The sequence below is a fragment of the Agrococcus sp. DT81.2 genome, assembly GCF_049844935.1.
Lineage (GTDB): Bacteria > Actinomycetota > Actinomycetes > Actinomycetales > Microbacteriaceae > Agrococcus.
The window spans coordinates 260,776-281,932 of sequence record NZ_JBNCLZ010000004.1; the positions used below are offsets into that span (position 1 = coordinate 260,776).

General features: G+C 71.9%; 20 protein-coding genes. 2 read left to right on the forward strand and 18 right to left on the reverse strand.

Annotated elements, in window-relative coordinates:
- The 9 genes from ACLQ21_RS09880 to ACLQ21_RS09920 all read right to left on the reverse strand — a co-directional run bounded on the left by ACLQ21_RS09880 (position 1) and on the right by ACLQ21_RS09920 (position 11,243).
- Positions 1-2,418 carry a heavy metal translocating P-type ATPase gene (locus ACLQ21_RS09880; protein WP_425663240.1) on the reverse strand — a complete coding sequence of 806 codons (2,418 nt, stop codon included), beginning with the start codon at positions 2,416-2,418 and terminating at the stop codon, positions 1-3.
- 169 nt (positions 2,419-2,587) lie between these two features.
- Positions 2,588-3,208: a DUF305 domain-containing protein gene (locus ACLQ21_RS09885; RefSeq protein ID WP_425663242.1), complete on the reverse strand. Its 621-nt coding sequence runs from the start codon at positions 3,206-3,208 to the stop codon at positions 2,588-2,590.
- A gap of 173 nt (positions 3,209-3,381) precedes the next feature.
- The gene (locus tag ACLQ21_RS09890) at positions 3,382-4,557 is read right to left on the reverse strand and encodes a HAMP domain-containing sensor histidine kinase (protein ID WP_425663244.1); all 1,176 of its coding nucleotides are present in this window, start codon (positions 4,555-4,557) and stop codon (positions 3,382-3,384) included.
- Complete coding sequence (locus ACLQ21_RS09895; RefSeq protein WP_425663246.1) at positions 4,554-5,264, reverse strand: response regulator transcription factor; 711 nt, start codon at positions 5,262-5,264, stop codon at positions 4,554-4,556. The genes ACLQ21_RS09890 and ACLQ21_RS09895 overlap by 4 nt, the downstream gene beginning before the upstream one ends.
- Positions 5,265-5,330: 66 nt before the next feature.
- The gene (locus tag ACLQ21_RS09900; RefSeq protein WP_425663248.1) at positions 5,331-7,082 is read right to left on the reverse strand and encodes a lysine--tRNA ligase; all 1,752 of its coding nucleotides are present in this window, start codon (positions 7,080-7,082) and stop codon (positions 5,331-5,333) included.
- Between the two features lie 38 nt (positions 7,083-7,120).
- Complete coding sequence (panC, locus tag ACLQ21_RS09905) at positions 7,121-7,978, reverse strand: pantoate--beta-alanine ligase (protein WP_425663250.1); 858 nt, start codon at positions 7,976-7,978, stop codon at positions 7,121-7,123.
- Between the two features lie 96 nt (positions 7,979-8,074).
- Entirely contained in the window at positions 8,075-8,770 is a 696-nt protein-coding gene (locus ACLQ21_RS09910) for a DUF2520 domain-containing protein (protein ID WP_425663252.1), read from the reverse strand.
- Entirely contained in the window at positions 8,767-10,752 is a 1,986-nt protein-coding gene (locus tag ACLQ21_RS09915) for a PH domain-containing protein (RefSeq protein WP_425663254.1), read from the reverse strand. Before ACLQ21_RS09915 ends, ACLQ21_RS09910 begins: the two co-directional genes overlap by 4 nt.
- Positions 10,749-11,243 carry a PH domain-containing protein gene (locus ACLQ21_RS09920; protein ID WP_425663255.1) on the reverse strand — a complete coding sequence of 165 codons (495 nt, stop codon included), beginning with the start codon at positions 11,241-11,243 and terminating at the stop codon, positions 10,749-10,751. The genes ACLQ21_RS09915 and ACLQ21_RS09920 overlap by 4 nt, the downstream gene beginning before the upstream one ends.
- Before the next feature lie 100 nt (positions 11,244-11,343).
- Here ACLQ21_RS09920 and ACLQ21_RS09925 point away from each other — a divergent pair, with 100 nt between their 5' ends.
- Entirely contained in the window at positions 11,344-12,336 is a 993-nt protein-coding gene (locus ACLQ21_RS09925; protein ID WP_425663257.1) for an LCP family protein, read from the forward strand.
- Positions 12,337-12,507: 171 nt separating this feature from the next.
- Positions 12,508-13,425, forward strand: coding sequence for a YncE family protein (locus ACLQ21_RS09930; protein ID WP_425663259.1), 918 nt, complete (start codon positions 12,508-12,510; stop codon positions 13,423-13,425).
- On the opposite strand, the gene ACLQ21_RS09935 is transcribed toward ACLQ21_RS09930, so the two are convergent.
- The 9 genes from ACLQ21_RS09935 to ACLQ21_RS09975 form a co-directional block, all read right to left on the reverse strand.
- A complete protein-coding gene (locus ACLQ21_RS09935; RefSeq protein WP_425663261.1) occupies positions 13,422-13,889 on the reverse strand; it encodes a DUF3180 family protein in 468 nt (155 codons plus the stop codon). The two genes, ACLQ21_RS09930 and ACLQ21_RS09935, sit on opposite strands and share 4 nt — an antisense overlap.
- Positions 13,886-14,386, reverse strand: a complete 501-nt coding sequence (gene folK / locus ACLQ21_RS09940; protein WP_425663263.1) for a 2-amino-4-hydroxy-6-hydroxymethyldihydropteridine diphosphokinase — start codon at positions 14,384-14,386, stop codon at positions 13,886-13,888. Before folK ends, ACLQ21_RS09935 begins: the two co-directional genes overlap by 4 nt.
- The gene (gene folP / locus ACLQ21_RS09945; RefSeq protein WP_425663265.1) at positions 14,383-15,606 is read right to left on the reverse strand and encodes a dihydropteroate synthase; all 1,224 of its coding nucleotides are present in this window, start codon (positions 15,604-15,606) and stop codon (positions 14,383-14,385) included. Before folP ends, folK begins: the two co-directional genes overlap by 4 nt.
- A gap of 2 nt (positions 15,607-15,608) precedes the next feature.
- A complete protein-coding gene (gene folE / locus ACLQ21_RS09950) occupies positions 15,609-16,175 on the reverse strand; it encodes a GTP cyclohydrolase I FolE (RefSeq protein ID WP_425663267.1) in 567 nt (188 codons plus the stop codon).
- Entirely contained in the window at positions 16,175-18,130 is a 1,956-nt protein-coding gene (gene ftsH / locus ACLQ21_RS09955) for an ATP-dependent zinc metalloprotease FtsH (protein ID WP_425663269.1), read from the reverse strand. Before ftsH ends, folE begins: the two co-directional genes overlap by 1 nt.
- Positions 18,131-18,197: 67 nt before the next feature.
- Positions 18,198-18,932: a hypothetical protein gene (locus tag ACLQ21_RS09960; RefSeq protein WP_425663271.1), complete on the reverse strand. Its 735-nt coding sequence runs from the start codon at positions 18,930-18,932 to the stop codon at positions 18,198-18,200.
- A gap of 50 nt (positions 18,933-18,982) precedes the next feature.
- Positions 18,983-19,534, reverse strand: coding sequence for a hypoxanthine phosphoribosyltransferase (gene hpt, locus ACLQ21_RS09965; protein ID WP_425663273.1), 552 nt, complete (start codon positions 19,532-19,534; stop codon positions 18,983-18,985).
- 58 nt (positions 19,535-19,592) lie between these two features.
- A complete protein-coding gene (locus tag ACLQ21_RS09970; protein ID WP_425663274.1) occupies positions 19,593-20,363 on the reverse strand; it encodes a hypothetical protein in 771 nt (256 codons plus the stop codon).
- Positions 20,360-21,154, reverse strand: coding sequence for a hypothetical protein (locus ACLQ21_RS09975; RefSeq protein ID WP_425663275.1), 795 nt, complete (start codon positions 21,152-21,154; stop codon positions 20,360-20,362). Before ACLQ21_RS09975 ends, ACLQ21_RS09970 begins: the two co-directional genes overlap by 4 nt.
- Positions 21,155-21,157 lie beyond the last annotated feature (3 nt).

Consider the following 21,157-nt stretch of genomic DNA (forward strand, 5'->3'; position numbering starts at 1 on the left):
CTACCGGACGCCGCTGGGCTGACGGAGCGGATCGCCGTGCTCCGCGCTCTCGGCGGCTCCCCCCGGCTCCGGAAGACGCAAGCGCTTCAGCAGGAGGGCGTTCACGGCGACGATGACGCTGGAACCGGACATCGAGATCGCGGCGATCTCGGGGCTGAGCATGATCCCGAAGGCCGGGTAGAAGACGCCGGCGGCGATCGGCAGCGCGATGACGTTGTACCCGATCGCCCAGGCAAGGTTCTGCCGCATCTTGCGCACCGTGCCCTTGCCGATGGTCAGCGCGATCGGGACGTCCAGCGGGTCGGAGCGCATCAGCACGACGTCGGCCGTCTCGATCGCCACGTCGGTGCCGGCGCCGATGGCGATGCCCAGGTCGGCCTGCGCGAGCGCGGGGGCGTCGTTCACGCCGTCCCCGACCATGGCGACCCGCTTGCCGGCCTTCTGCAGCTCCTTCACCTTCTCGGACTTGTCGCCAGGCAGCACCTCTGCGATGACGGTGTCGATGCCGAGCTGGGTGGCGATCCGCTTCGCGGTCGCCTCGTTGTCGCCGGTGAGCATGACGACCTCGATGCCGGCTTCGTGCAGGGCCGCCACAGCGGGGGCGGCGGTGTTCCGCGCGGCATCGGCCAGGGCGATGACGCCGACGGCTCTGCCGTCCACAGCGACGAGCACCGCGGTGCGGCCTGTCGAGGCGAGGACCTCCCGCTCGTCGGCCACGGGTGCCATGTCGATGCCTTCGGCGACCATCAGCTTCCGGTTGCCGACGAAGACCTTCCTTCCGTCCACGGTCGCCCCGGCGCCGTGACCGGGGACGTTCCGGAATGCGGTGGCCGCCACCGAGCGGACGCCGCGGGCAACGGCGTAGTCGACGACAGCACCGGCCAGCGGGTGCTCTGATTCCCGTTCCACGGCGGCGACGAGTGCCAGCAGTTCGTCCTCGTCGATGCCATGGGCGATGAAGTCGGTGACTTCCGGCTCACCCTTGGTCAGCGTGCCGGTCTTGTCCATCACGACGGTGTCGATGCCTGCCGCGGTCTCCAGTGCGGTGGCGTTCTTGAACAGCACGCCGCGCTTGGCACCGAGTCCCGTGCCGACCATGATCGCCGTCGGCGTGGCCAGGCCCAAGGCATCCGGGCAGGTGATGACCACGACGGTGATGGCGAAGAGGATGGCTTGCGGAACGTCCGCGCCTGCGAGCCACCACGCGAGGAACGTGGCCGACCCTCCGATCAGCGCCACGAGCACGAGCCAGAACGCTGCCCGGTCCGCCAGCCGCTGGCCCGGGGCCTTCGAGTTCTGGGCCTCCTGGACGAGGGCGACGATCTGCGCCAGCGCGGTGTCCGCCCCGACCCTGGTCGCCCGGACTCTCAGAGTTCCGGTGGTGTTCACCGAGGCGCCGATCACCTCGGCACCCGCAGACTTGGCGACCGGCAGGCTCTCGCCCGTCACCATGGACTCGTCGATCTCGGACTCGCCCGTCTCGACCACGCCGTCCGTGGGGATCTTCGAGCCAGGGCGCACCAGCATCAGGTCCCCCGGCATCACCTCGGCGGTGGGAAGCTCGATGGTCTCGCCGTCGCGGATCACCACAGCCTTCGAGGGCGCCAGTTCCAGCAGCGTCCGCACCGCGTCATTGGCGCCGCCCCTGGCTCGCATCTCCACCCAGTGGCCCAGCAGCACGAACGTCGCCAGGACGGTGGCGGCTTCATAGAAGACCTCGCCCCCGCCGGTCAAGGTGACGATGAGACTGTAGAGCCAACCGGCCCCCACACCGACAGAGACCAGGACCATCATGTCCAGCGTCCGGGCTCTCAGCGCCCGGTAGGCCCCGTCGAAGAAGATCCAGGCCGAGTAGAAGATCACCGGCAGCGACAGGATGAGCGCGAAGACGTCGTCGCGCAGACCGAACGGGGCAGGGAGGGTGAAGCCGAAGACCTCACGACCGATGGGGGACCACAGCGTGATCGGCACCGAGAGGAGCGCCGCAACCAGGAACCGGTTCCGCATGTCGCGGATCATCGACTCCATCGACACGCCGTGACCGCCTCCGTGACCCATGACCTCCTGCGCGTCGCGGGTGACGGGCTGGCGCTGGCCAGCCGACGTGGTGCTGGCATGACCGGTGTGGGCCGAGGCGTCGGCCCCCTCAGCGCCGGCGACGGCGTCCATCGGATCGCAGATGTGGTCGGGCACGGACCGGCCTGAGCAGTGATAGCCGCAGTCGCGGATCCACTCGGTCAGGTCAGCGATCGACGTCACCTTCGGGTCGAAGGTGACGTTCGCGCTCTGCGAGACGGGATTCGCTTCCACGCTCACCACACCCGGCCGGCGAGACAGGCTCGCCTCCGCGATCGACTTCGACGACGCCCAGTGGACACCGGCCACCTCCATCACGGCGGTCTGCGTCTTGTCACTCATGCCGTCTCGTTCCCCTCAGCATCGGTCGTGAGGTCCTGCATCATCCAGGCCTGGCGCCCTAAATGTCGCTATGCCAGCAGCAGTCGGCCGTGGGCGGTGGACTGCTGCTGGCCGGCTCAGCCTGCGGCGGCTCGGATGGCGCGACAGGCCGAGGGATCGCCCTGTCGCGTCAGAGCGTCGTCAGCAGCTGCTCCATCTCCGCGATCTCAGCCTCCTGGTCCGCGATGATCTGCTCGGCGAGTTCGAGCGCCTCGGGGTTCTCGCCATCCTGCAGCTCGGTCTGGGCCATCTCCACGGCGCCCTTGTGGTGCGCCACCATGAGCTCGAGGAAGCGGCGGTCGAACTCGCCTCCTGAGAGGCTCTCAAGGTCCGCCATGGCCTCTTCCTGGCTCATGCCGTCCATGTCCATGCCGCCATGATCCATCCCACCCATGGGCGCGGTCTCCTCGCCCCAGGCTTCGAGCCAGGAGGTCATCTTCTCGATCTCCGGCCCCTGGGCCGCGGAGATGCCCTCCGCGAGGGAACGGACCTCTTCGCTCTCCGCCTGCTCGACGGCCAGGTCGGCCATCTCGATGGCACCCTCGTGGTGGACGATCATCATCTGGGCGAACATCGTGTCCGCGTCGTTGTGGGTCTCGCTGGCGTCCCCAGTCGCCGGCGCCGTCGACGCGGCACTCGTCGGTGCCGGGCTCGGCGTCGTGCTGCCCCCGCCGCTGCACGCGGCGAGTGTGAGGCTCACCGCGATGGCGGTACCGGCGACGACACCGAGCTTGCGCATGTTCTTCATCATCTTCATCTCTCCTTGACGCATTCGCAGAGCGGCTGTGTGCGCCACCGAGGCTCGCGGCGTGTCTGACCGTGGTCCGCCGCACCGAGCCCGAGGCGCCCGCACTGAGCTTCGCTGTCATGTCTATCGCGGATCGGGAGCCAGCGGTCCCCCGGGGTACGGTCTTCACAGGACCTTCATGATCCGGTCCCGCCGGCTCCGCCCGCTCCGTGGCGGTCGGTCACCACGGGCAGCTCGACGGCGAACACGGCCCCTCGACCGAGACCGTCGCTGCGGGCGCTGACAGAGCCGCCGTGGGCTTCTGTGATCGACCGGACGATCGAGAGCCCGACGCCCGAGCCGCCGTGCGCCCGATCGCGTGCCGTATCGACACGGTAGAAGCGATCGAAGATGCGCGGCAGGTGCTCCCGCGGGATGCCCTCGCCGTCGTCGCACACGGTGATCCGAAGCCGGTCGCCCACGCGGTCCGCACCGAGGCGCACGTGGCCTCCCGCCGGTGTATGGCGCAGCGCGTTGTCCAGCAGGTTGGTGAGGACCTGGCCCAGCCGGTCCACGTCTGCGTCGAGCAGGGCCCCCTCAGCGCTGGGAGCGACGTCGACGCTGAACCGGACGTCGGCGTCGGCGGCGCGACCGACGACCTGAGCGGCAGCACCCTCGAGGAGCCGGCGTGCGGGCAGGCGCGCCCGCCGCATGGCGAGCCGCCCCTCTTCGGCGGTGGTGACCAGAGCGATGTCGTGGCTGAGGCGGGTGAGTCGCGCGACCTGCGCTCGCAGCATCTCGATGGTGGGTTCGTCGGCGTGCACGACGCCGTCGCGGATGGCCTCGAGATAGGCCTCCAAGACGGCAGCGGGCGTCCGCATCTCGTGAGCCAGCTCGCTGAGCATGCGCGTGCGGGCGGCTTCGATCCCGGCCAGGTCGGCCGCCATGGTGTTGAAGGCGCCGGCCAGCTCGTCGAACTCCGAGCCCATGCCGAGCAGCGGGGCGCGAGCCGCGTAGTCGCCTACCGCGACCTGTTCGGCGGCGCGACGCACCCCGGCCAGCCGCCGCTCGATGCGTCGGGCGATGGATGCGCTGACGATGATCGAGCTGACGGCAGCCGCGACCAGCGCCAGCGCCAGGCTCAACCCGGAGGCGGTCCGGAACGCTGCTTCCGCGTGCTGATTCACGACTGGGTCTGCCGTGCCCGACTCGAGCAGGTGCGCGTGGAAGATGGGCGGCCCGATCGCCGAAGCGACGGCCCACGCCGTCAGGAAGCCGACGAGCACGGCGAGGGCGATCGCCGCGAGCAATCGAGCGCGCAGCCCCGGCGCGCGTCGCTGCGCCGCGCCACCGTCGAAGGCAGAATCGCTCACCGACCCGCGCCGATCCGGTAGCCCACACCGCGCACGGTGAGGATGAGACGGGGCGAGGCGGTGGCATCGCCGAGCTTGCGGCGCAGATGGCCGACGTGCACGTCGACGAGACGCTCGTCTCCGACCCAGCCCGGCCCCCACACCGCATCGATGATCTGTCTGCGGGAGAGCGCCAGCCCGGGATGACTGGCGAGCGCGAGCAGGACATCGAACTCCGTCCTCGTCAATTGCACCGGCTCGCCGTGGACGAGGACCTCCCGTCCCGCTGGGTCCAGCGCGAGCGCACCGACAGTCAGCGGCGAACCCGCCGTCCCCGCAGCCCGCACACGCGGCCGACGCAGCATCGTCTGCACGCGGGCGACCAGTTCGCGTGGGCTGAACGGCTTGGTGACGTAGTCGTCCGCGCCGGCCGAGAGGCCGACCAGCTTGTCGACCTCCTCGACGCGGGCGGTCAGCATCACGACGTAGCAGTCGGAGAACGTTCGAAGCGTGCGGCACACCTCGATGCCGTCGGCGCCCGGAAGACCGACGTCGAGCACCACGACGTCTGGATGCCACTGTCGCGCCACCGCGATGGCTTCGGCGCCGTCTCGTGCGGTCCGGACGTCGAACCGGCTCCTCCGGAGGTAGGCCGCGACCAGCCGGGCGAGCTGCTCCTCGTCCTCGACGACCAGCACTCGGGGAACGGGAACGATCGGGGTCAGCATCCCTTCATCCTGCTCTCCGTTCGCACGCGACGCGCGCAGCCGTCTCCCGGCTGGCGCCAGTCCCGCTCAGGCAGTCAGCAGCGAGCGCACCCGCTCGGAGCCGATCGCGAGCAGCAGGGTGGGAATCCGCGGACCGGTCTCGCGGCCGACGAGCAGCCGGTAGAGCAGCGCGAAGAACGCGCGCTGCGCCGCCGAGAGCTGCTTGTCGCCCTTGACGATCGCGTCGGGCTCGAGCCCGCGCTGCACCTTCGCGACGCCGTAGGTCTGGTGCGTGAGGCCGTCGAGGGTCCACGCCTCCTCGATCGGCGGCAGGCCCATCCCGCCCTCGAGCAGCAGCCCCAGCGCCTCCCGCTCGACCTCGGTCAGGTCGTCGAGCGCCTCGCGGTCGGGCGTCTCGCGCACCGCCGTGTGCTCGTCGGCAGGCATGTGCGTCGCGACCCACGCCTCGACCTTGTCGAGCCGCGGGCGCAGCGGGTCGAGTTCGACGATGGGGTCATCCGCGTCGAGCCCGCGGAGGATGCGCAGGATCTGCGCCTCGTCGCCGAAGGTGATGTCGACCACGGATGCGAGGGTCCGGTACGCGACCCGGCGCGGCGTCTCGGGCAGCCGCTCGTGCGCCGTGGCGGTGGCCCGCTCGAGCGCGGCGAGCTCGGCCGCCTGCGCGGTGCCGGCGTCCGCCTTGCGCAGCAGCGCATCCCACTCGTCGTAGGTGCGCTGCAGCTCGGAGCCGAACGCGACGTCGAACGACTGGTTCATGCGGCGGCGGGCGTAGAGCCAGCGCAGCACCGGCGCCTCCATGACCGCGAGCGCGTCAGCCGGGATCGGCGCGCCGCCGCGCGACGACGACATCTTCGCGACGCCGCCGAAGCCGACGAACGCGTACATGGGGCCGAGCGGGCGCTCCCAGCCGAACACGGGCGCGAGCTGCAGGCCGACCTGGAACGACGAACCGGGCGACTGGTGGTCGACGCCCGAGGGCTCGAACACGACCCGCTCGAAGGCCCAGCGCATCGGCCAGTCGACCTTCCAGACGAGCTTGCCGGAGCGGAACTCGCGCAGCAGCACCGTCTCGCGATGCCCGCACTGGCACGAGTAGGTCAGCTCGGTCGAGTCGTCGTCGTACGCCTCGATGGTCGTGAGGTCCTTGCCGCACGAGGTGCAGTACGGCTTGTACGGGTAGTACTGCGTGCCCGCCGAGCCGTCGTCCTCGCTCGCGGCGCCGGAGCCGGCATCGAGCGCGGCCTGCAGCGCCTCGTCCTCGTCCTTCGCGGCCGGCAGCGTGCGGTACTGCGCGAGGATCGCGTCGATCTCGCGCCGGTGGCGCATCGCGTGCAGGATCTGCTCGGTGTACGCGCCCGCCCGGTACTGCTCGGTCTGGCTGATGCCGCGGTAGCGGATGCCGACCTCGGCGAACGACGCCTCCGCGGCGCTGCGGAAGTGCGCGGCCCACGAGTCGGCGGTGCTGCCGGGGGGCGGCGGCACGCTCGTGAGCGGCTTGCCGATGTGCTCGGCCCACGACTCGTCGACGCCCTCGATGCCGGCGGGCACCTTGCGGAAGCGGTCGTAGTCGTCCCACGAGATGAGGTGCTCCGCGTCGACGCCGCGGCGCAGCAGCTCGTCCGCGACCAGGTGGGGGCTCATGACCTCGCGGAAGTTGCCGAGGTGGATGGGGCCCGACGGCGAGATGCCGGATGCCGCGACGGGCCGGGTGCCGCGCCGCTCGGCCTCGACGATGACCTCGTCGGCGAGGCGGGAGACCCAGTCGGCTCGCTCGTGCGGGGTGGCCTGCTCGGGCGTGGGCTGCTGGGTCTCGGTCACGACCATCGATCCTACCGAGCCGGTCGCGAGCGGCCGGGTCAGGGGATCGCGAAGACGGCGTTGTCGATGAGCCGCACGGTGCCGACCCGGGCGGCGACGAGCACCTGCACGGGGCCGTGGTGCTCGTCGGATGCGCCGGTGAAGGTGCGCGGGTCGACGATCGCGAGGTAGTCGAGCCGCACCCCGGTGTCGTCCTGCATCACGCCCTGCGCGGCCGCGAGCATCGCCTCGACGCCGCGGTCCGCCGCCGCTCCCGCCGCGGCCAGCGCGCGCGACAGGGCCAGCGCATCCGCCCGCTCCCCCGGCTGCAGGAAGCGGTTGCGGCTCGACAGCGCCAGCCCGTCGGGCTCGCGCACGGTCTCGACGCCGAGCACGTCGACGGGCAGGTTGAGGTCGCGCACCATGCGGCGCACGAGGAAGAGCTGCTGCGCGTCCTTCTCGCCGAAGACGGCGACGTCGGGCTGCACGATCGAGAGCAGCTTCGCGACCACCGTCAGGACGCCGTCGAAGTGCCCTGGGCGGATGCGGCCCTCGAGCACCGTGCCGAGGTGGCCGGCGGTGACGACGGTCGCCGACCTGCCCTCCGGGTACATCTCATCGACCGACGGCATGAAGACCGCCGTGACGCCCAGCTCGGCGAGCCGGTCGGTGTCGGCCTCAGGCGTGCGGGGGTAGCGGGCGAGGTCCTCGTGCGGCCCGAACTGCATCGGGTTGACGAACACCGACGCGATCACGACCTCGGCGCGCTCGAGCGCCGAGCGGACGAGCTCGACGTGCCCGTCGTGCAGCGCCCCCATGGTCGGCACGAGGGCGACCCGCTTGCCCTCGGCGCGGGCGTCGCGCACGAGGGCGCGCACGCTCGCGATGGTCGTCGGGGTCTGCATGGCTCCGGGCACCACGCAAGCCTAGGCGGACACGAGTCCTCAACGTCGCGGGTGGCAGCTCGACCGCAATAGGCCGCTGTCCGACCACCCGCGACGTTGAGGATGCGGTCAGGGGTCGATCGGGGGGTCGGGGTAGCGGGCGAGCGCCGACTCGACGGCCGAGCGGACGACGCCGCCGAGCACGCGCGCGGGACGCTCGACGCCGATCTCGTGCAGCTGCCGCATCGCCTGCGCGACGATGCCGTCGGCGAAGCCGGCCGCGACCTCGATCGCCTCCGCGTACGCCGGCCTGTCCGCCTCGTCGACGACGATCGGCTCCGCCCCCATCTCGACCGCGAGCGCCTGACCGATCGGCAGCACCGGCCCGGGCGCGGTGACGGCGATCGTCGCCTCGAGCAGGCGCGCGAGATCGAGCGACGTGCCCGTGAAGGTCATCGCGGGGTGCAGGGCGATGGGGATCGCGCCGCGCGCGATGGCCGCCTGCAGCACGGCGATGCCGTGCTCGGCGGCCGTGTGGACGACGATCTGGCCCGGCTGCCACGCTCCCGTCGCGGCGAGCCCGGCGACGAGGCCCGGCAGCTCGGCGGTCGGCACGGTGAGCAGCACGAGCTCGGCGCGCTCGACGATCGTCGGCGCGTCGAGCAGCACGACGCCGGGCAGCACGGCCTCGGCGCGCTCCACCGCGTCGGCGCCCGTGGCGTCGATGCCGACGATCGCGTGCCCGGCGCCCGCGAGCGCCGCGCCGAGCACCGGGCCGACGCGGCCGGCGCCGATGATGCCGACGCCGAGCCTGCCGGGCTTCACGGCTCCTCGCGCGGCCGCTGCCAGCGCGGGTCTGGCTGCGGCGGCCAGGGCGGCTGCCGCTGCGGCCACGGCGGCGGCTCCTGCGACGGCGCGCCTTGCGGCGGCTGCTGCGGCTGAGGCGGCTGCGGCTGCTGGTGCTGGTGCTGCTGCTGGTGCACCACGGGTCCCGGCTGCTGCCTCGGGTCGATCGCCGGGTGCTGCTGCGGCTGTGCCCAAGGCTCCGGCGCCGGCTGCGCCGCGCCTTGCGGCTGCGGCCAAGCCCCCTGCACCGGCACCGGCGGCGGCGCCATGAGGCCGTCCTGCACCGCCGGGGCCGTCTCGAGCACGGCGTTGCGGGAGAGGGATGCGGCCCACGACTCCGACGCATCCCGGCCGATCGCGATCTTCACGGTGCGCATGGCGTGGTCGAAGAGGATGCGCGCGTCACCCTGGTCGATCGCGCCGATGCCGGGCGAGAGCACGGTGTCGGGCACGTGGAACTGCACCCGACCCAGCCGAGCGAGGCCGTAGATCGGTCCCTGCTGCAGCGCGACCGACTGCACGCGCGCCTGCGGCACGATCTGCAGCGACCGCCAGATGCGGCCGGTTCGCAGCAGGAACGCGGCGTCGTGCACGTGGAAGCCGTTGCGGCGCACCGAGAACCAGCGGAAGATCCGCGCGCGCGGCGGGCTCACGACGAAGGCGTCGGGCGCCTGGCCGAAGAGGCCCGCATCCACGAGCGGCGAGTGCGCGAGCTCGGGCAGCACGAGGCCGATGACCGTCCGCACGTCGCGCAGGTCGCCGACGGGCAGCAGGTAGCTCGCCATCTGGCCGCTCTGGCCGCTCTGCCCCGAGCCGTCGGGCTTCGACCGCCCGGCGCGGGTGAAGGTGACCTGCCACCAGCCGAACGGGCGCCACAGCAGCGGCTGCTTGACCTGCAGCGCGAAGATGCGGCCGGGCGGGAGGATCTCGGTCGTCGTCGACGCCAGTCCGTAGGCGAGCCGGATGCCGTCGGGCGTCGCCGCGATCGAGTAGCGCAGCTTCGAGCCGAGCGAGCGCACGCCGGCGGCGAAGAACGCGATCGCACCGGGCAGCAGCGCGAAGATCGCCCAGAACTGCGCGAAGCCGACGATGAGCACGAGGGTGCCGATCGCGTAGGCGAGCGCCCACACGATCCAGCCGTCGAGCAGCGACGACGCGACGATGCGGCCGATCGGGATGCGCACGAGCGAGTCGGGCGCGAGGTGCGCGATCTCGGCGTCGGGGCGCAGGAGCTCGTCCACGACACCGCCGGCGGCGCCGCGCTCGGTCGCCAGCCGCTGCGCGTCGGCCGCCGATCGGCCCGACGCGCGATCCATGATCTCGTACCGCAGCGCATCCGCCACGGACGAGCTGAGGTAGTTGAGGTCGACGTTCGCGTCATTGCCCGCTTGCTGCACCTCGAACTTGCAGGCGCCGAGCAGGCGCGCGAACCATGGCTTCTGGATGTTGATGGCCTGAATGCGGGCGAGCGGCGCCCGCCGGTGGCGCTTCACGAGGATCCCCTGCTCGACCTCGACGGCGTCGCCGGTGATGCGGAAGCGGTGCACGCGCCAGCTGAGCCAGAAGGCCAGGATGCCCACGAGCACGACCGCGATCGTGCCGAGCCCGACCCAGAGCAGCTGGTCGATCACGAAGTCGCCGAACGGGTCGCGCTCGAACTCCGACCACTCCGGCGGCACGAACATGCCGATGAGCCGGTCGCGGAAGATCGAGACGAGGATGCCGAGGAAGATGATGAGCGAGAGGCCGCCGCGCAGGAGCGGCGTGGCCGGGTGCAGGCGGTGCCACTCGCCGTCGACGAGCTCGATAGCCTTCGCGCGCGCGTCGGTGGCGGGCGTCGGCGCCCCGCCAGGCTGCGGCTGCGGCCGCGGCGGCTGCGTCTGCGGCTGCGGCTGCTGGGGCGGCTGCCACGGCTGCTGGGCGCCGGAGGGCGCCTGCGGCGGTCGCTGCGCGTCGGTCACAGACCGGCCCGTCGGGACTCCGAGACCGCCACGAGATGGTCGCGCAGCTCCTCCGCCGTCGAGCCGGGCATGCCGGGGATCGTGATGGCGCTGGACGCGGCCGCGGTGACGAACTTCAGGGTCTTGAGCCCGAACATCCGCTCGATCGGTCCCTGCGTGATGTCGACGATCTGCATGCGCCCGTACGGCACGGCGACGAAGCGGCGGAACAGCATGCCGCGCCGGACGAGCAGGTCGTCGCTGCGCTGGAGGTAGCCGATCGTGCGGGTCCGCAGGAACGACCAGACCACGCCGATGACCGTGAAGGCACCCGCGAGCATGAGCGGGATCCACGCCCATGCGGGCATCTCGCCGTCGGTGACGAACCACAGCGGCACCGTGACGCCCACGCCGATGATGATCCAGCCGATCACCGTGCCGATCGACTCCACCACGGCATAGCGCATGCTGACGCGCTGCCAGGCGCCGGTGACATCGAGGCGCTCAGCCACGTTTCCTCCACTGCTCTCCGGCGGTCGCCGGCGGCCATGGGCGGCCGGGCTCCAGGCTAGCGGCGAGGGGCCTGAGCAGGCTGTCTGCGATACTGCCGCGGTGACCTCTGAGACCGCGCAGCGCAAGCATGTTGGCCGATGGATCGCCGTCTCGATCGTCGGCGTCGTCGTCCTGGCACTGCTCGCGGCCGTCGGTTGGTACTTCCTGCGCATCAATCCGTCGGTGCAGCAGGTGGAGACGATCGAGACCGCATTCCCGGAGGAGTCGCTGCGCCCGACGGCCCAGGCGACCGAGTCGGGCGCCCCCGTGAACGTGCTGCTGCTGGGCAGCGACGCGCGCGCCCAGGACGGCTCGCTGCTGACGAGCCTCGGCGACCGCGCCGACACGATCATGGTCGCCCACGTGCCGCCGGACCGCGAGACCGTGCAGATCATGTCGATCATGCGCGACTCGTGGGTCGAGATCCCCGGGCACGGCACCCAGAAGGTGAACGCAGCGCTCTCGCTCGGCGGCGTGCCGCTCATGGTGCAGACCGTCGAGAGCATCATCGACCAGCGCATCGACCACGTCGCGGTGATCGACTTCGAGGGCTTCAAGGGGCTGACGGAGGCGCTCGGCGGGGTGACGCTGCAGAACGACATCGCGTTCGGCGAGGGCGGCTACGACTACCCGGCCGGCGAGATCACGGTCGCCGGTGAGGAGGCGCTCGCGTACGTGCGCGCCCGCTACCCGTTCAGCGACGGCGACTACCAGCGCTCGCACAACCAGCGCGCGCTGCTGCGCGGCGCGATCGAGCAGATGATGACGCGCGAGAACCTCACGAACCCGGACCGCATGGCCAACGTGCTCGCCACCGTGACGCCGCACATGGCCACCACCGACACGTTCTCGTTGCCCGTCATCCTCGACCTCGGCTCGCAGCTGTCGCAGCTCGACTCGACGCGCATCCAGACGTTCACGATGCCGACCCTGGGCACCGGCATGGAGGGCTCGCAGTCGGTCGTCTACGTCAACTGGGAGGGCGTCGAGGCGCTCCGGGAGGCCTTCGACCAGGAGTCGATGACGGCCTTCCAGCCGGCGGCCGAGCGTTGAGTTCGGAGCGCGCAATGCGGCGGAGCCGCGTTGCGCGCGGAGGACTCAAGGTCGAGTAGCACGGCGCGCCAGCGCCGCGCGTATCGAGACCCGAGACCCCGGCGACGACTCACCCCTGGACCCCGCCGCTCGACCGGAGCATCCTGGTGGCGTCGTCGAGGAGGTCGTCCGATGCGTCGTCGAACCACACCGATCATTGCTCTGGCCACGGCACTCGCCCTGCTGTGCGTGGGCGCGTCCCCAGCCGCGGCCGCGCATGATGAGCGCGTCATCGTCCTGCCGGGCGCGACATCGGCCGAGGGCATCGCGCGCGGGCAGGGGGCCACGTTCTACGCCGGCGACCTGTTCAGCGGCGACATCTACCGCGGCGACATCCGGAGGGGAACGGCCGAGAAGTTCATCGACAACGAGCCGGGACGCAACGCGGTCGGCATGGCCGTCGACATCCGGCACGACCTGCTGTTCGTCGCGGGCGGCTTCACCGGGCAGGGCTACGTCTACGACACGGACACCGGCGCCACAGTGGCGTCGTACCAGTTCACCGAGGCGCCATCGGTGATCAACGACGTGGCGGTGACGGACGATGGCGCGTGGTTCACGAACAGCCTCACGGCAGAGCTCTACTTCGTGCCGGTCGCCGCGGGTGAGCCCGGCGCGTTCTCCGTGCTCACCCTGAGCGGGCCTGCGGCAGACACGAGCGGCGAGTTCAACAACAACGGCATCGCGGCCGCGCGCGACGGCTGCTCGCTCGTGGTCGCGCACAGCAGCCAGGGGGCGCTCAACCTCGTCGACCCCGTGACGGGCGCGAGCTCGACGATCAGCGCGCCGAGCCTGCCGGGAGTCGACGGCATCCTGCTGAAGGGGCGGACGCTCCACGCGGTGCTGAACACCCAGGAGGAGATCGTCCAGCTCCGTCTGGGCGCCGATCTCCGCTCCGCCAGGATCGTGAAGGTGATCACGAGCGACCTCTTCCAGGTGCCGACGACGGTGGCTCGGTTCGGCGGCAAGCTGGCGACGGTCAACGCGCACTTCGACACGGGGTTCCCACCCACGTCTCCGACGTATGAGGTCGTGGTGGTCGACCGCTAGGCCGCGCCCGGCACCGGCGCCGTCGCGTCGTCCTCGTCGTCGGGCGGCAGCACGCACCAGTGCTCCGCGATGACGCCGGCGGCGAGCTCGACCACGGCGCCCCCGGCGATCACCGCGAGTGCCAGCACGGCGTCGCCCGCGACGACCGCCCGCGTCGAGAAGAAGCCGAGCGCCCCGAGCGCCGCGCCGGCGAGCAGCGCGCCCACCACGGCGTTTGCCTTCGCGAACCCGAGCACGCTCGTCGCGTGCCGGTAGTCGATGCGGCGCTTGCCTCGCGCGGCCTGCCGCACCGGCCACGCGAGCAGCAGCAGCACGCCGCCGAGCAGCGCGAGCGCGATGCCGAGCGTCATCGTCGGCACGAGCGCAGGGCGGCCGCTCATGACGAGCATCGCCTCCACCATCCACGCGAGCGCTGCGGCGACGACCGCCGTCAGGATGAGCGCGGTCGCGGAGGTGCGCTTCACGCGAGCGGCCAGACGTCGCCGTCGGCGTACTCTGCGAGCTCGGCGACCGATCCGTGGCCGGGGAGCGTCGCCCGCGGCTCGAGCTCGAGCCAGGGCTGCAGCACGAACTGCCGCTCGTGGGCGCGCGGGTGCGGCACGGTCAGCTCTTCGGAGTCGAGCTCGAGCTGGCCGATCGCGACGATGTCGATGTCGATCGTGCGGCTGCCGTAGCGCTCCTCGCGCACGCGGCCGAGCGCATCCTCGATCGCGTGGATCGCGTCGAGCAGCTCGAGCGGCTCGAGCGTCGTGCCGACGATCGCGACGATGTTCGCGTAGTCGGGCGAGAGGCCCTCGCCGTCGGGGTGCCAGGAGGGCGACTCCCATGCGCGTGACCGCTCCAGCACGCGGATGCCGTCGATGACGTCGAGGGCGCGCACGGCCCGGTCGATGGTGGCGACGCGGTCGCCGAGGTTGGCGCCGAGCGACAGCACGGCTCGGCGCTCGAGCGCGAGCCTCAACGGATGCCCCCGCCGCGCCGCAGCCGTGCCCGCTGCACCGTCACCGAGACGTCGCCGAAGGGGACGGCGATCGGCGCGCTCGGCTTGTGCACCGTCACGGCCGCGTGCCCGACGCGGGGGTCCTCGAGGCAGACGTGCGCGATGCGGTCGGCGAGGGTCTCGATGAGGTCGACCGGGTCGCGCTCGATCGCCGCCACGATCCGCTCGGCGAGCTCGCCGTAGTGCACGGTGCGAGCGACGTCGTCCGCCGCGACGGCGTCGCGCACGTCGAGGCCCAGCGAGACGTCGACGACGAACTCCTGGCCGTCCCGGCGCTCCTCGGGCAGCACCCCGTGGTGCCCGGTCGCGCGGATGCCGCGCAGGTCGATCGTGCCGTGCAGGCGCTCGACGTCGTCGAGCATGACGTCCCAGTCGGGTCCCTCGGCACGGCGGACGGCCTCGAGCGAGCGGATGGCCGCGACGGTCGAGGCGACGTCGTGCACGCGCACCGCGCCGGCGCCGCGCTGCGCGGCGAGCAGCGAGGTCGCGGCCGTGGCGGCGTCGCGCTCCGAGGCGGGCGCGCCCTCGGGGACGAGGTCGCCGAGGAACCGCTTCCGGCTCGTGCCGACGAGCAGCGGCAGCCCCAGCTCGATGACGTGGTGCAGGCCTGACAGCAGCCGCCAGTTGTCGTCCGCGCCCTTCGAGAACCCGAAGCCCGGGTCGAGGATGATCCGCTCGCGGGCGACGCCCGCATCGACCGCCGCCGCGACGCGGCGCTCGAGGTGCTCGACGACCTCGCGCACGACGTCGTCGTAGTGCGTGTTGTGCGTCACGTCGATGCCGCGCGAGTGCATGAGCACGATGCGCGCGCCGCCCTCCGCGACCGTGCGCAGCATGTCGGGGTCGTGCTCTCCCGCCGTCACGTCGTTGATGATCTCGGCGCCCGCCGCCATGACCGCGCGGGCGGTGGACGCGTGGATGGTGTCGACCGAGACGCGGATCCCCTCGCGCACGAGCTCCTCGACGACCGGCAGGATGCGGCGCTGCTCCTCGTCGGGGTCGATCGGCGTCGCACCGGGTCTGGTCGATTCGCCACCGATGTCGATCACGCCGGCGCCCTGCGCGCGCATGCGGCGCGCGTGCGCGATCGCCGCGCCCGCGTCGACGTAGCGGCCCCCGTCGCTGAACGAGTCGGGCGTGACGTTGAGGATGCCCCAGACCTCGGCGCTCTGCGTCGCCACCACTACCGCCGCTCCCCGATGAGCGCCATGATCTCGGCGCGCTCGATCGGCTCGGCGAGCGTCCCGCGGCTCGCGACCGTGACGGTGGACGACTTGGCCTGCCGCGCGCCGCGCGCGGCGACGCATCCGTGGGCCGCCTCGACCACCACGAGCACGCCGCGCGGTTCGAGCCCGGCGACGAGCGCGTCGGCGATCTCGTCGGTCAGGCGCTCCTGGATCTGCGGCCGCGACGCGATCGTCTCGACCACGCGCGGGATGCGCCCGAGGCCCACGATGCGGTCGCTCGGCAGGTAGGCGACGTGCGCGACGCCCGTGAACGGCAGCAGGTGGTGCTCGCACATCGAGCGGAACTCGATGTCGCGCAGCAGCACGATCTCGCCCGACTCCCCCGCGAGGTCGGCGGTGTCGAGGTGCGCGGATGCGTCGACACCGACGCCCGCGAAGTAGTCCGCGTACGCCTCCGCGACCCGCCGGGGCGTCTCGGCGAGCCCCGGCCGCGCGGGATCGTCACCGATCGCCGCGAGCAGCTCGCGGACGGCCGCGGCGACGCGCTCCCCGTCGACCGCCATCAGACTTCGGCGACGGCTTCGGTGTCGGGCTCGACGACCTCGTCGACGTGCTGCGAGACGGGCAGCTCGATCGGCGGGACGTCGCTCACCGGACGCGCGGGGTTCGAGAGCCACTGCGGGCGCTCGGGCAGCTTCTCGACGTCGGCGAACAGCTCCTCGAGCCGCAGGTGGTCGAGCGTCTCCTTCTCGAGCAGCTCGCCCGCCAGGCGGTCGAGCAGGTCGCGGTTGGAGTTGAGCACCGTCCACGCCTCGGTGTGCGCCTGCTCGATGAGCGCACGCACCTCGCGGTCGACCGCCTCCGACAGCGACGGCGAGTAGTCGCGGCCGCCGCCCATGTCGCGGCCGAAGAACTGCTCCCCCTGCGAGGCGCCGAGCTTGACGGCGCCGATCGCGGCGGTCATGCCGTACTCGGTCACCATCTTGCGGGCGATGCCGGTCGCCTTCTCGATGTCGTTGCCGGCACCGGTGGTCGGGTCGTGGAAGACGATCTCCTCGGCGACGCGGCCCCCCATCGCGTACGTCAGCTGGTCGAGCAGCTCGTTGCGGGTGACGGAGTAGCGGTCGTTCACCGGCAGCACCATCGTGTAGCCGAGCGCCCGCCCGCGCGGCAGGATCGTGACCTTCGTCACCGGGTCGGAGTGCCGCATCGCCGCCGCCGCGAGCGCGTGGCCGCCCTCGTGGTAGGCGGTGATGAGCCGCTCCTTGTCGTTCATGACGCGCGTGCGGCGCTGCGGCCCGGCCATCACGCGGTCGACGGCCTCGTCGAGCGACTCGTCGGTGATCGTCGTCGCGTTGTTGCGCGCGGTGAGCAGCGCGGCCTCGTTCAGCACGTTCGCGAGGTCGGCGCCGGTGAAGCCGGGCGTCTTGCGCGCGAGCACGCCGAGGTCGACACCCGCCTCGATCGGCTTGCCCTTCGCGTGCACCTTCAGGATCGTCTCGCGGCCCTTCATGTCGGGCGCGTCGACGCCGATCTGGCGGTCGAAGCGGCCCGGGCGCAGCAGCGCGGGGTCGAGGATGTCGGGACGGTTCGTCGCGGCGATGAGGATGACGTTCGTCTTCACGTCGAAGCCGTCCATCTCGACCAGCAGCTGGTTGAGCGTCTGCTCGCGCTCGTCGTGCCCGCCGCCGAGACCCGCGCCGCGGTGGCGGCCGACGGCGTCGATCTCGTCGACGAAGATGATCGCCGGCGCGTTCTGCTTCGCCTGCTCGAACAGGTCGCGCACGCGGCTGGCGCCGACGCCGACGAACATCTCGACGAAGTCGGAGCCGGAGATCGAGTAGAACGGCACGCCCGCCTCACCGGCGACCGCGCGGGCCAGCAGGGTCTTGCCGGTGCCGGGAGGGCCGTACAGCAGCACGCCCTTCGGGATCCGCGCGCCGACCGCCTGGAACTTCGTCGGGTCCTGCAGAAACTCCTTGATCTCGCCGAGCTCCTCGACGGCCTCGTCGGCGCCCGCGACGTCCGAGAACTTCACCTGCGGCATGTCCTTGGTGATGAGCTGGGCCTTCGACTTGCCGAACTGCATCACGCCCTTGTTGCCGCCCGACAGGCGCGTCATGAAGAAGTAGAAGAGCGCGCCCAGCAGCAGCACCGGCAGCAGGATGCCCATGAGCGAGAGCAGCCAGTTGCCCTGCGGCACCTCGTCGATGTAGCCCTCCGCGGGCTCGGCGGCGGCGATCGCCTCGACCACTGCGGCACCGCGGGGCTCGACGTAGTAGAACTGCACCTGCGGACCGAGCTCAGCGTCGGGCTCGGTGAGGATGAGGTCGACGCGCTGCTCGCCGTCGACGATGCGCGCCTGCTGCACGCGACCGTCCTCGATCATCTGCATGCCGACATCCGTCTGCACCGGGCGGAACTGCGGCGTCATGAAGAAGCTGAACGCGACTCCGACGATGAGGAGCGCGAGGACGATCCACGGGATCGGCCCGCGCAGGAACTTCTTGAAGCTCATGACGTCCTTCTGGGTCGGGAGGCCCCCAGGCTATCCCCGGGCCCCTGTGCCGCCCCGGCCTGTTCGCTCAGGGCGCGGGCGGGCTCAGCAGCTCGAGCGACATCAGGATCGCGCGGATGGTGGCGTACTCGGGGGTCGAGAGATACTGCTCGGCCGCTGCGACCGACGCGACCGCCCACGGGGCTCCCGGCCCCGTGCCGGTGACGTTGACCTCAGAGCCGAAGCTGATCGCACCGCTGGGCGTCTCGATGACGTTGACGATCGGGCAGCGGGGCGTCTGCGCCTCGGCTGCGGGCAGCAGGCCGACGCTTACGATCCACTGGCCGTCGAGCTGCAGCGCGGCGGCGCCGAAGGCGATCCCGGATGCGCCGGCGAGCGTGACGTCCTGACGGTCGAGCACCGCCGTGCGCCAGGCGACGGCCGTGCCGGATCCGTCGACGCAGCGGCCGTCGGAGGCCGGGACGCCCTCGACGTAGCCGAGCTGCCGCTCGCCGTCGGAGCGCAGCACGTCGAGGCCGCCCGCGGCCTCGGCGACCGACCAGTCGGCGGGGATGCGGAAGGTCGCGGCGCCGCTCGGCACGGGGATCTGCTGCCAGCCCGTCGTGTCGACGCCCGCGATCTCGGCGGGCAGCGACGACGCGACCGTCGGGGTGGGCGTGGCGGGCACCGTGGGCGGCGGAGCCGTGATGCCGGGCGGGATCGTCGGCTGCGGGTCGGGTGTGGGCGTGGCGGAGCACCCGACGAGGGCCGCGGCCGCGACGACGAGCGCCAGGGGGGCGAGCAGGCGTGCAGGGGGCTTCATCCCACCATCCTCCCAAACGTCATAGGCGAACCGCGGCGCGACGCCGACGCTCAGTTGTAGACGTGCGGCGCGAGCACCGCGATGCCGCGCAGGTTGCGGTACTGCTCGGCGTAGTCGAGCCCGTAGCCGATCACGAACTCGTTCGGGATGTCGAAGCCGCAGTACTTCACGTCGACCTGCACCTTGAGCGCCTCGGGCTTGCGCAGCATGGTGCAGATCTCGACGGATGCGGCGCCGCGCGACTCGAGGTTCGCCTTGAGCCACGAGAGCGTGAGACCGGAGTCGATGATGTCCTCGACGATCAGCACGTGGCGGCCGGTGAGGTCGGTGTCGAGGTCCTTGAGGATGCGCACGACGCCGGATGAGACGGTGCCGGATCCGTACGAGGAGACGGCCATCCAGTCCATCTCGATGTGACGGTTCAGGGTGCGCGAGAGGTCGGCCATCACCATGACCGCGCCGCGGAGCACGCCGACGAGCAGCAGGTCGAGGCCCTCGTAGTCGTCCTCGATCTGCCGGGCGAGCTCCTCGAGCTTGTCGTGCAGCTCCTGCTCGGTGATGAGGGTCTTGGCGAGGTCGCCCTCGACGTGCGTGAACTCCATGTGCGCTCCTGGCGGTCGGCGGTGCGACAAACCTACCGGCCGCGCACGACCGTCCCCGCTATGGGTGCAGCTGAAGCGATCGCAGGACCGCCATGAGCGTCGCGAACTCCTCCGTCGCCGTGTACGCCTCGCCTGCCTCGAACGAGTCGACGAGCCAGAGGCCCCGCGCGGTGTCGACCGACGGCGTGCCGAGCGTCACGTCGGGGAAGCCCGCTGGGACGGCGACGTCGTCGTACCAGAGGCAGGGAACGAGGCCGTTCTGCGGCGGCTCGGGCAGGAATCCGACATGGAACCCGAAGGCTTCGCCGGACTGGACGGTCGCCGCGACGAGATGCGGCTCACCCGGCGTCCCGAAGGCGTCGAGCTCGTCGCCCAGATCGAGCACCTCCACTGCGTGGATGCGCGCCGGCAGCATCCCGTCGTCATCCGGTTGGAAGACGCCGTCGACCTCGTCGCCGCAGCCGCCACCGCGGTCCCCGCCGGTGCCGACGGTGAGCAGCGCCATCTCGTGCCGCAGAGAGTTCCGGACCCAGATCCATTGCGCATCGCCGAAGTCGCTGGCCGTCGCCCCTCCCTCGACCGTCCAGGTCGACGGCACGCTGATCGAGACCAAACCGTTCTCGGTCGAGAAGCGGTGCCACGGCACGTCCGCGAGCGGCGGCTCCGAGCTGGAGACGCTCGGCGCCGGCTCCGTCGAGGTCGGTGCCGTCTGATGGCCTGCGGTCGACTCCGGGGCGGTGGAGGCGGATGGCGGCGTGGCCGCGCAGGCGCCGAGGAGCAGCGGAACGGCCAGGAGCGCCAGCACGGATGGCCGACGTGCCGGGCTCACGGCGCCACCTCGAGCGAGCGGACGATCGCCCAGGCGGTCGCCAGCCGGTCCGCGTCCACGAGCTCGAGCGCCCGGCTCGCCGACGAGAAGCCGGAGAACGAGGGCGCGGACTGCAGCCCGGGGCCGGGGCCGCCGGTGCCGAACGCGATCGCCGCGATGCCGTTGGCGGCGGGCGTGACGTCGACCTGGGTGTCGGGCGAGCAGCCGGCGGCGTCGGTCCAGCCGTCGGTGAGCGAGACCGTGACCGACCCGACGACGCCGATCGCGTCGAATCGCACCTCGGTCGAGAGCGTCCCGCCGTGCGGCGTGGAGAGCGCCAGCTCGGCCTGCTCGGCATGGAGCACTCGCGAGTCGAGGCCGGGCCCATCGCATCGGAACGACCACGGCTCGTCCACGAGGTGCAGACCCAGCAGGTGCTCGCCGTCGTCCGTGTAGACGTGCGCCCAGCCGGCGGGTTCGGGCGTGCCCGGCGAGAACGCGTGGACGTCGCGCACCTCCCAGCTCGGCGGCAGCCGGAACGACGCCTCGCCACCGGGCATCGTGAATGTCTGCCAGCCGCTCGTGTCGACCGCTCGCGGGCCGGCCCAGGCGGGTGGCTCCGGTGCAGGCGGCGCGACGGTGACCTCGGTCGGAGCGATCGGCGACTCCGTCGGCGCTGCAGTCCGGGTGGGCTCGGTGCTCGCCGTGGTCGGCGTCGCCGCGGGGGCGGTCGGACCGGCGCCTGCGCAGCCGGCGAGCAGCGCGGTGAGCGCGAGCGCGGCCGAGGCTGCGCGGAAGCGGGCGTGGGGCATGGG

Bases quoted from the DNA above. Each gene is read 5' to 3' on its own strand.
- ACLQ21_RS09895 (WP_425663246.1), bottom strand. From the start codon at position 5,264: ATGCTGACCCCGATCGTTCCCGTTCCCCGAGTGCTGGTCGTCGAGGAC.
- ftsH (WP_425663269.1), bottom strand. From the start codon at position 18,130: ATGAGCTTCAAGAAGTTCCTGCGCGGGCCGATCCCGTGGATCGTCCTC.
- ACLQ21_RS09975 (WP_425663275.1), bottom strand. From the start codon at position 21,154: ATGCCCCACGCCCGCTTCCGCGCAGCCTCGGCCGCGCTCGCGCTCACC.
- ACLQ21_RS09960 (WP_425663271.1), bottom strand. From the start codon at position 18,932: ATGAAGCCCCCTGCACGCCTGCTCGCCCCCCTGGCGCTCGTCGTCGCG.
- hpt (WP_425663273.1), bottom strand. From the start codon at position 19,534: ATGGAGTTCACGCACGTCGAGGGCGACCTCGCCAAGACCCTCATCACC.
- ACLQ21_RS09880 (WP_425663240.1), bottom strand. From the start codon at position 2,418: ATGAGTGACAAGACGCAGACCGCCGTGATGGAGGTGGCCGGTGTCCAC.
- folE (WP_425663267.1), bottom strand. From the start codon at position 16,175: ATGGCGGTCGACGGGGAGCGCGTCGCCGCGGCCGTCCGCGAGCTGCTC.
- ACLQ21_RS09885 (WP_425663242.1), bottom strand. From the start codon at position 3,208: ATGATGAAGAACATGCGCAAGCTCGGTGTCGTCGCCGGTACCGCCATC.
- ACLQ21_RS09930 (WP_425663259.1), top strand. From the start codon at position 12,508: ATGCGTCGTCGAACCACACCGATCATTGCTCTGGCCACGGCACTCGCC.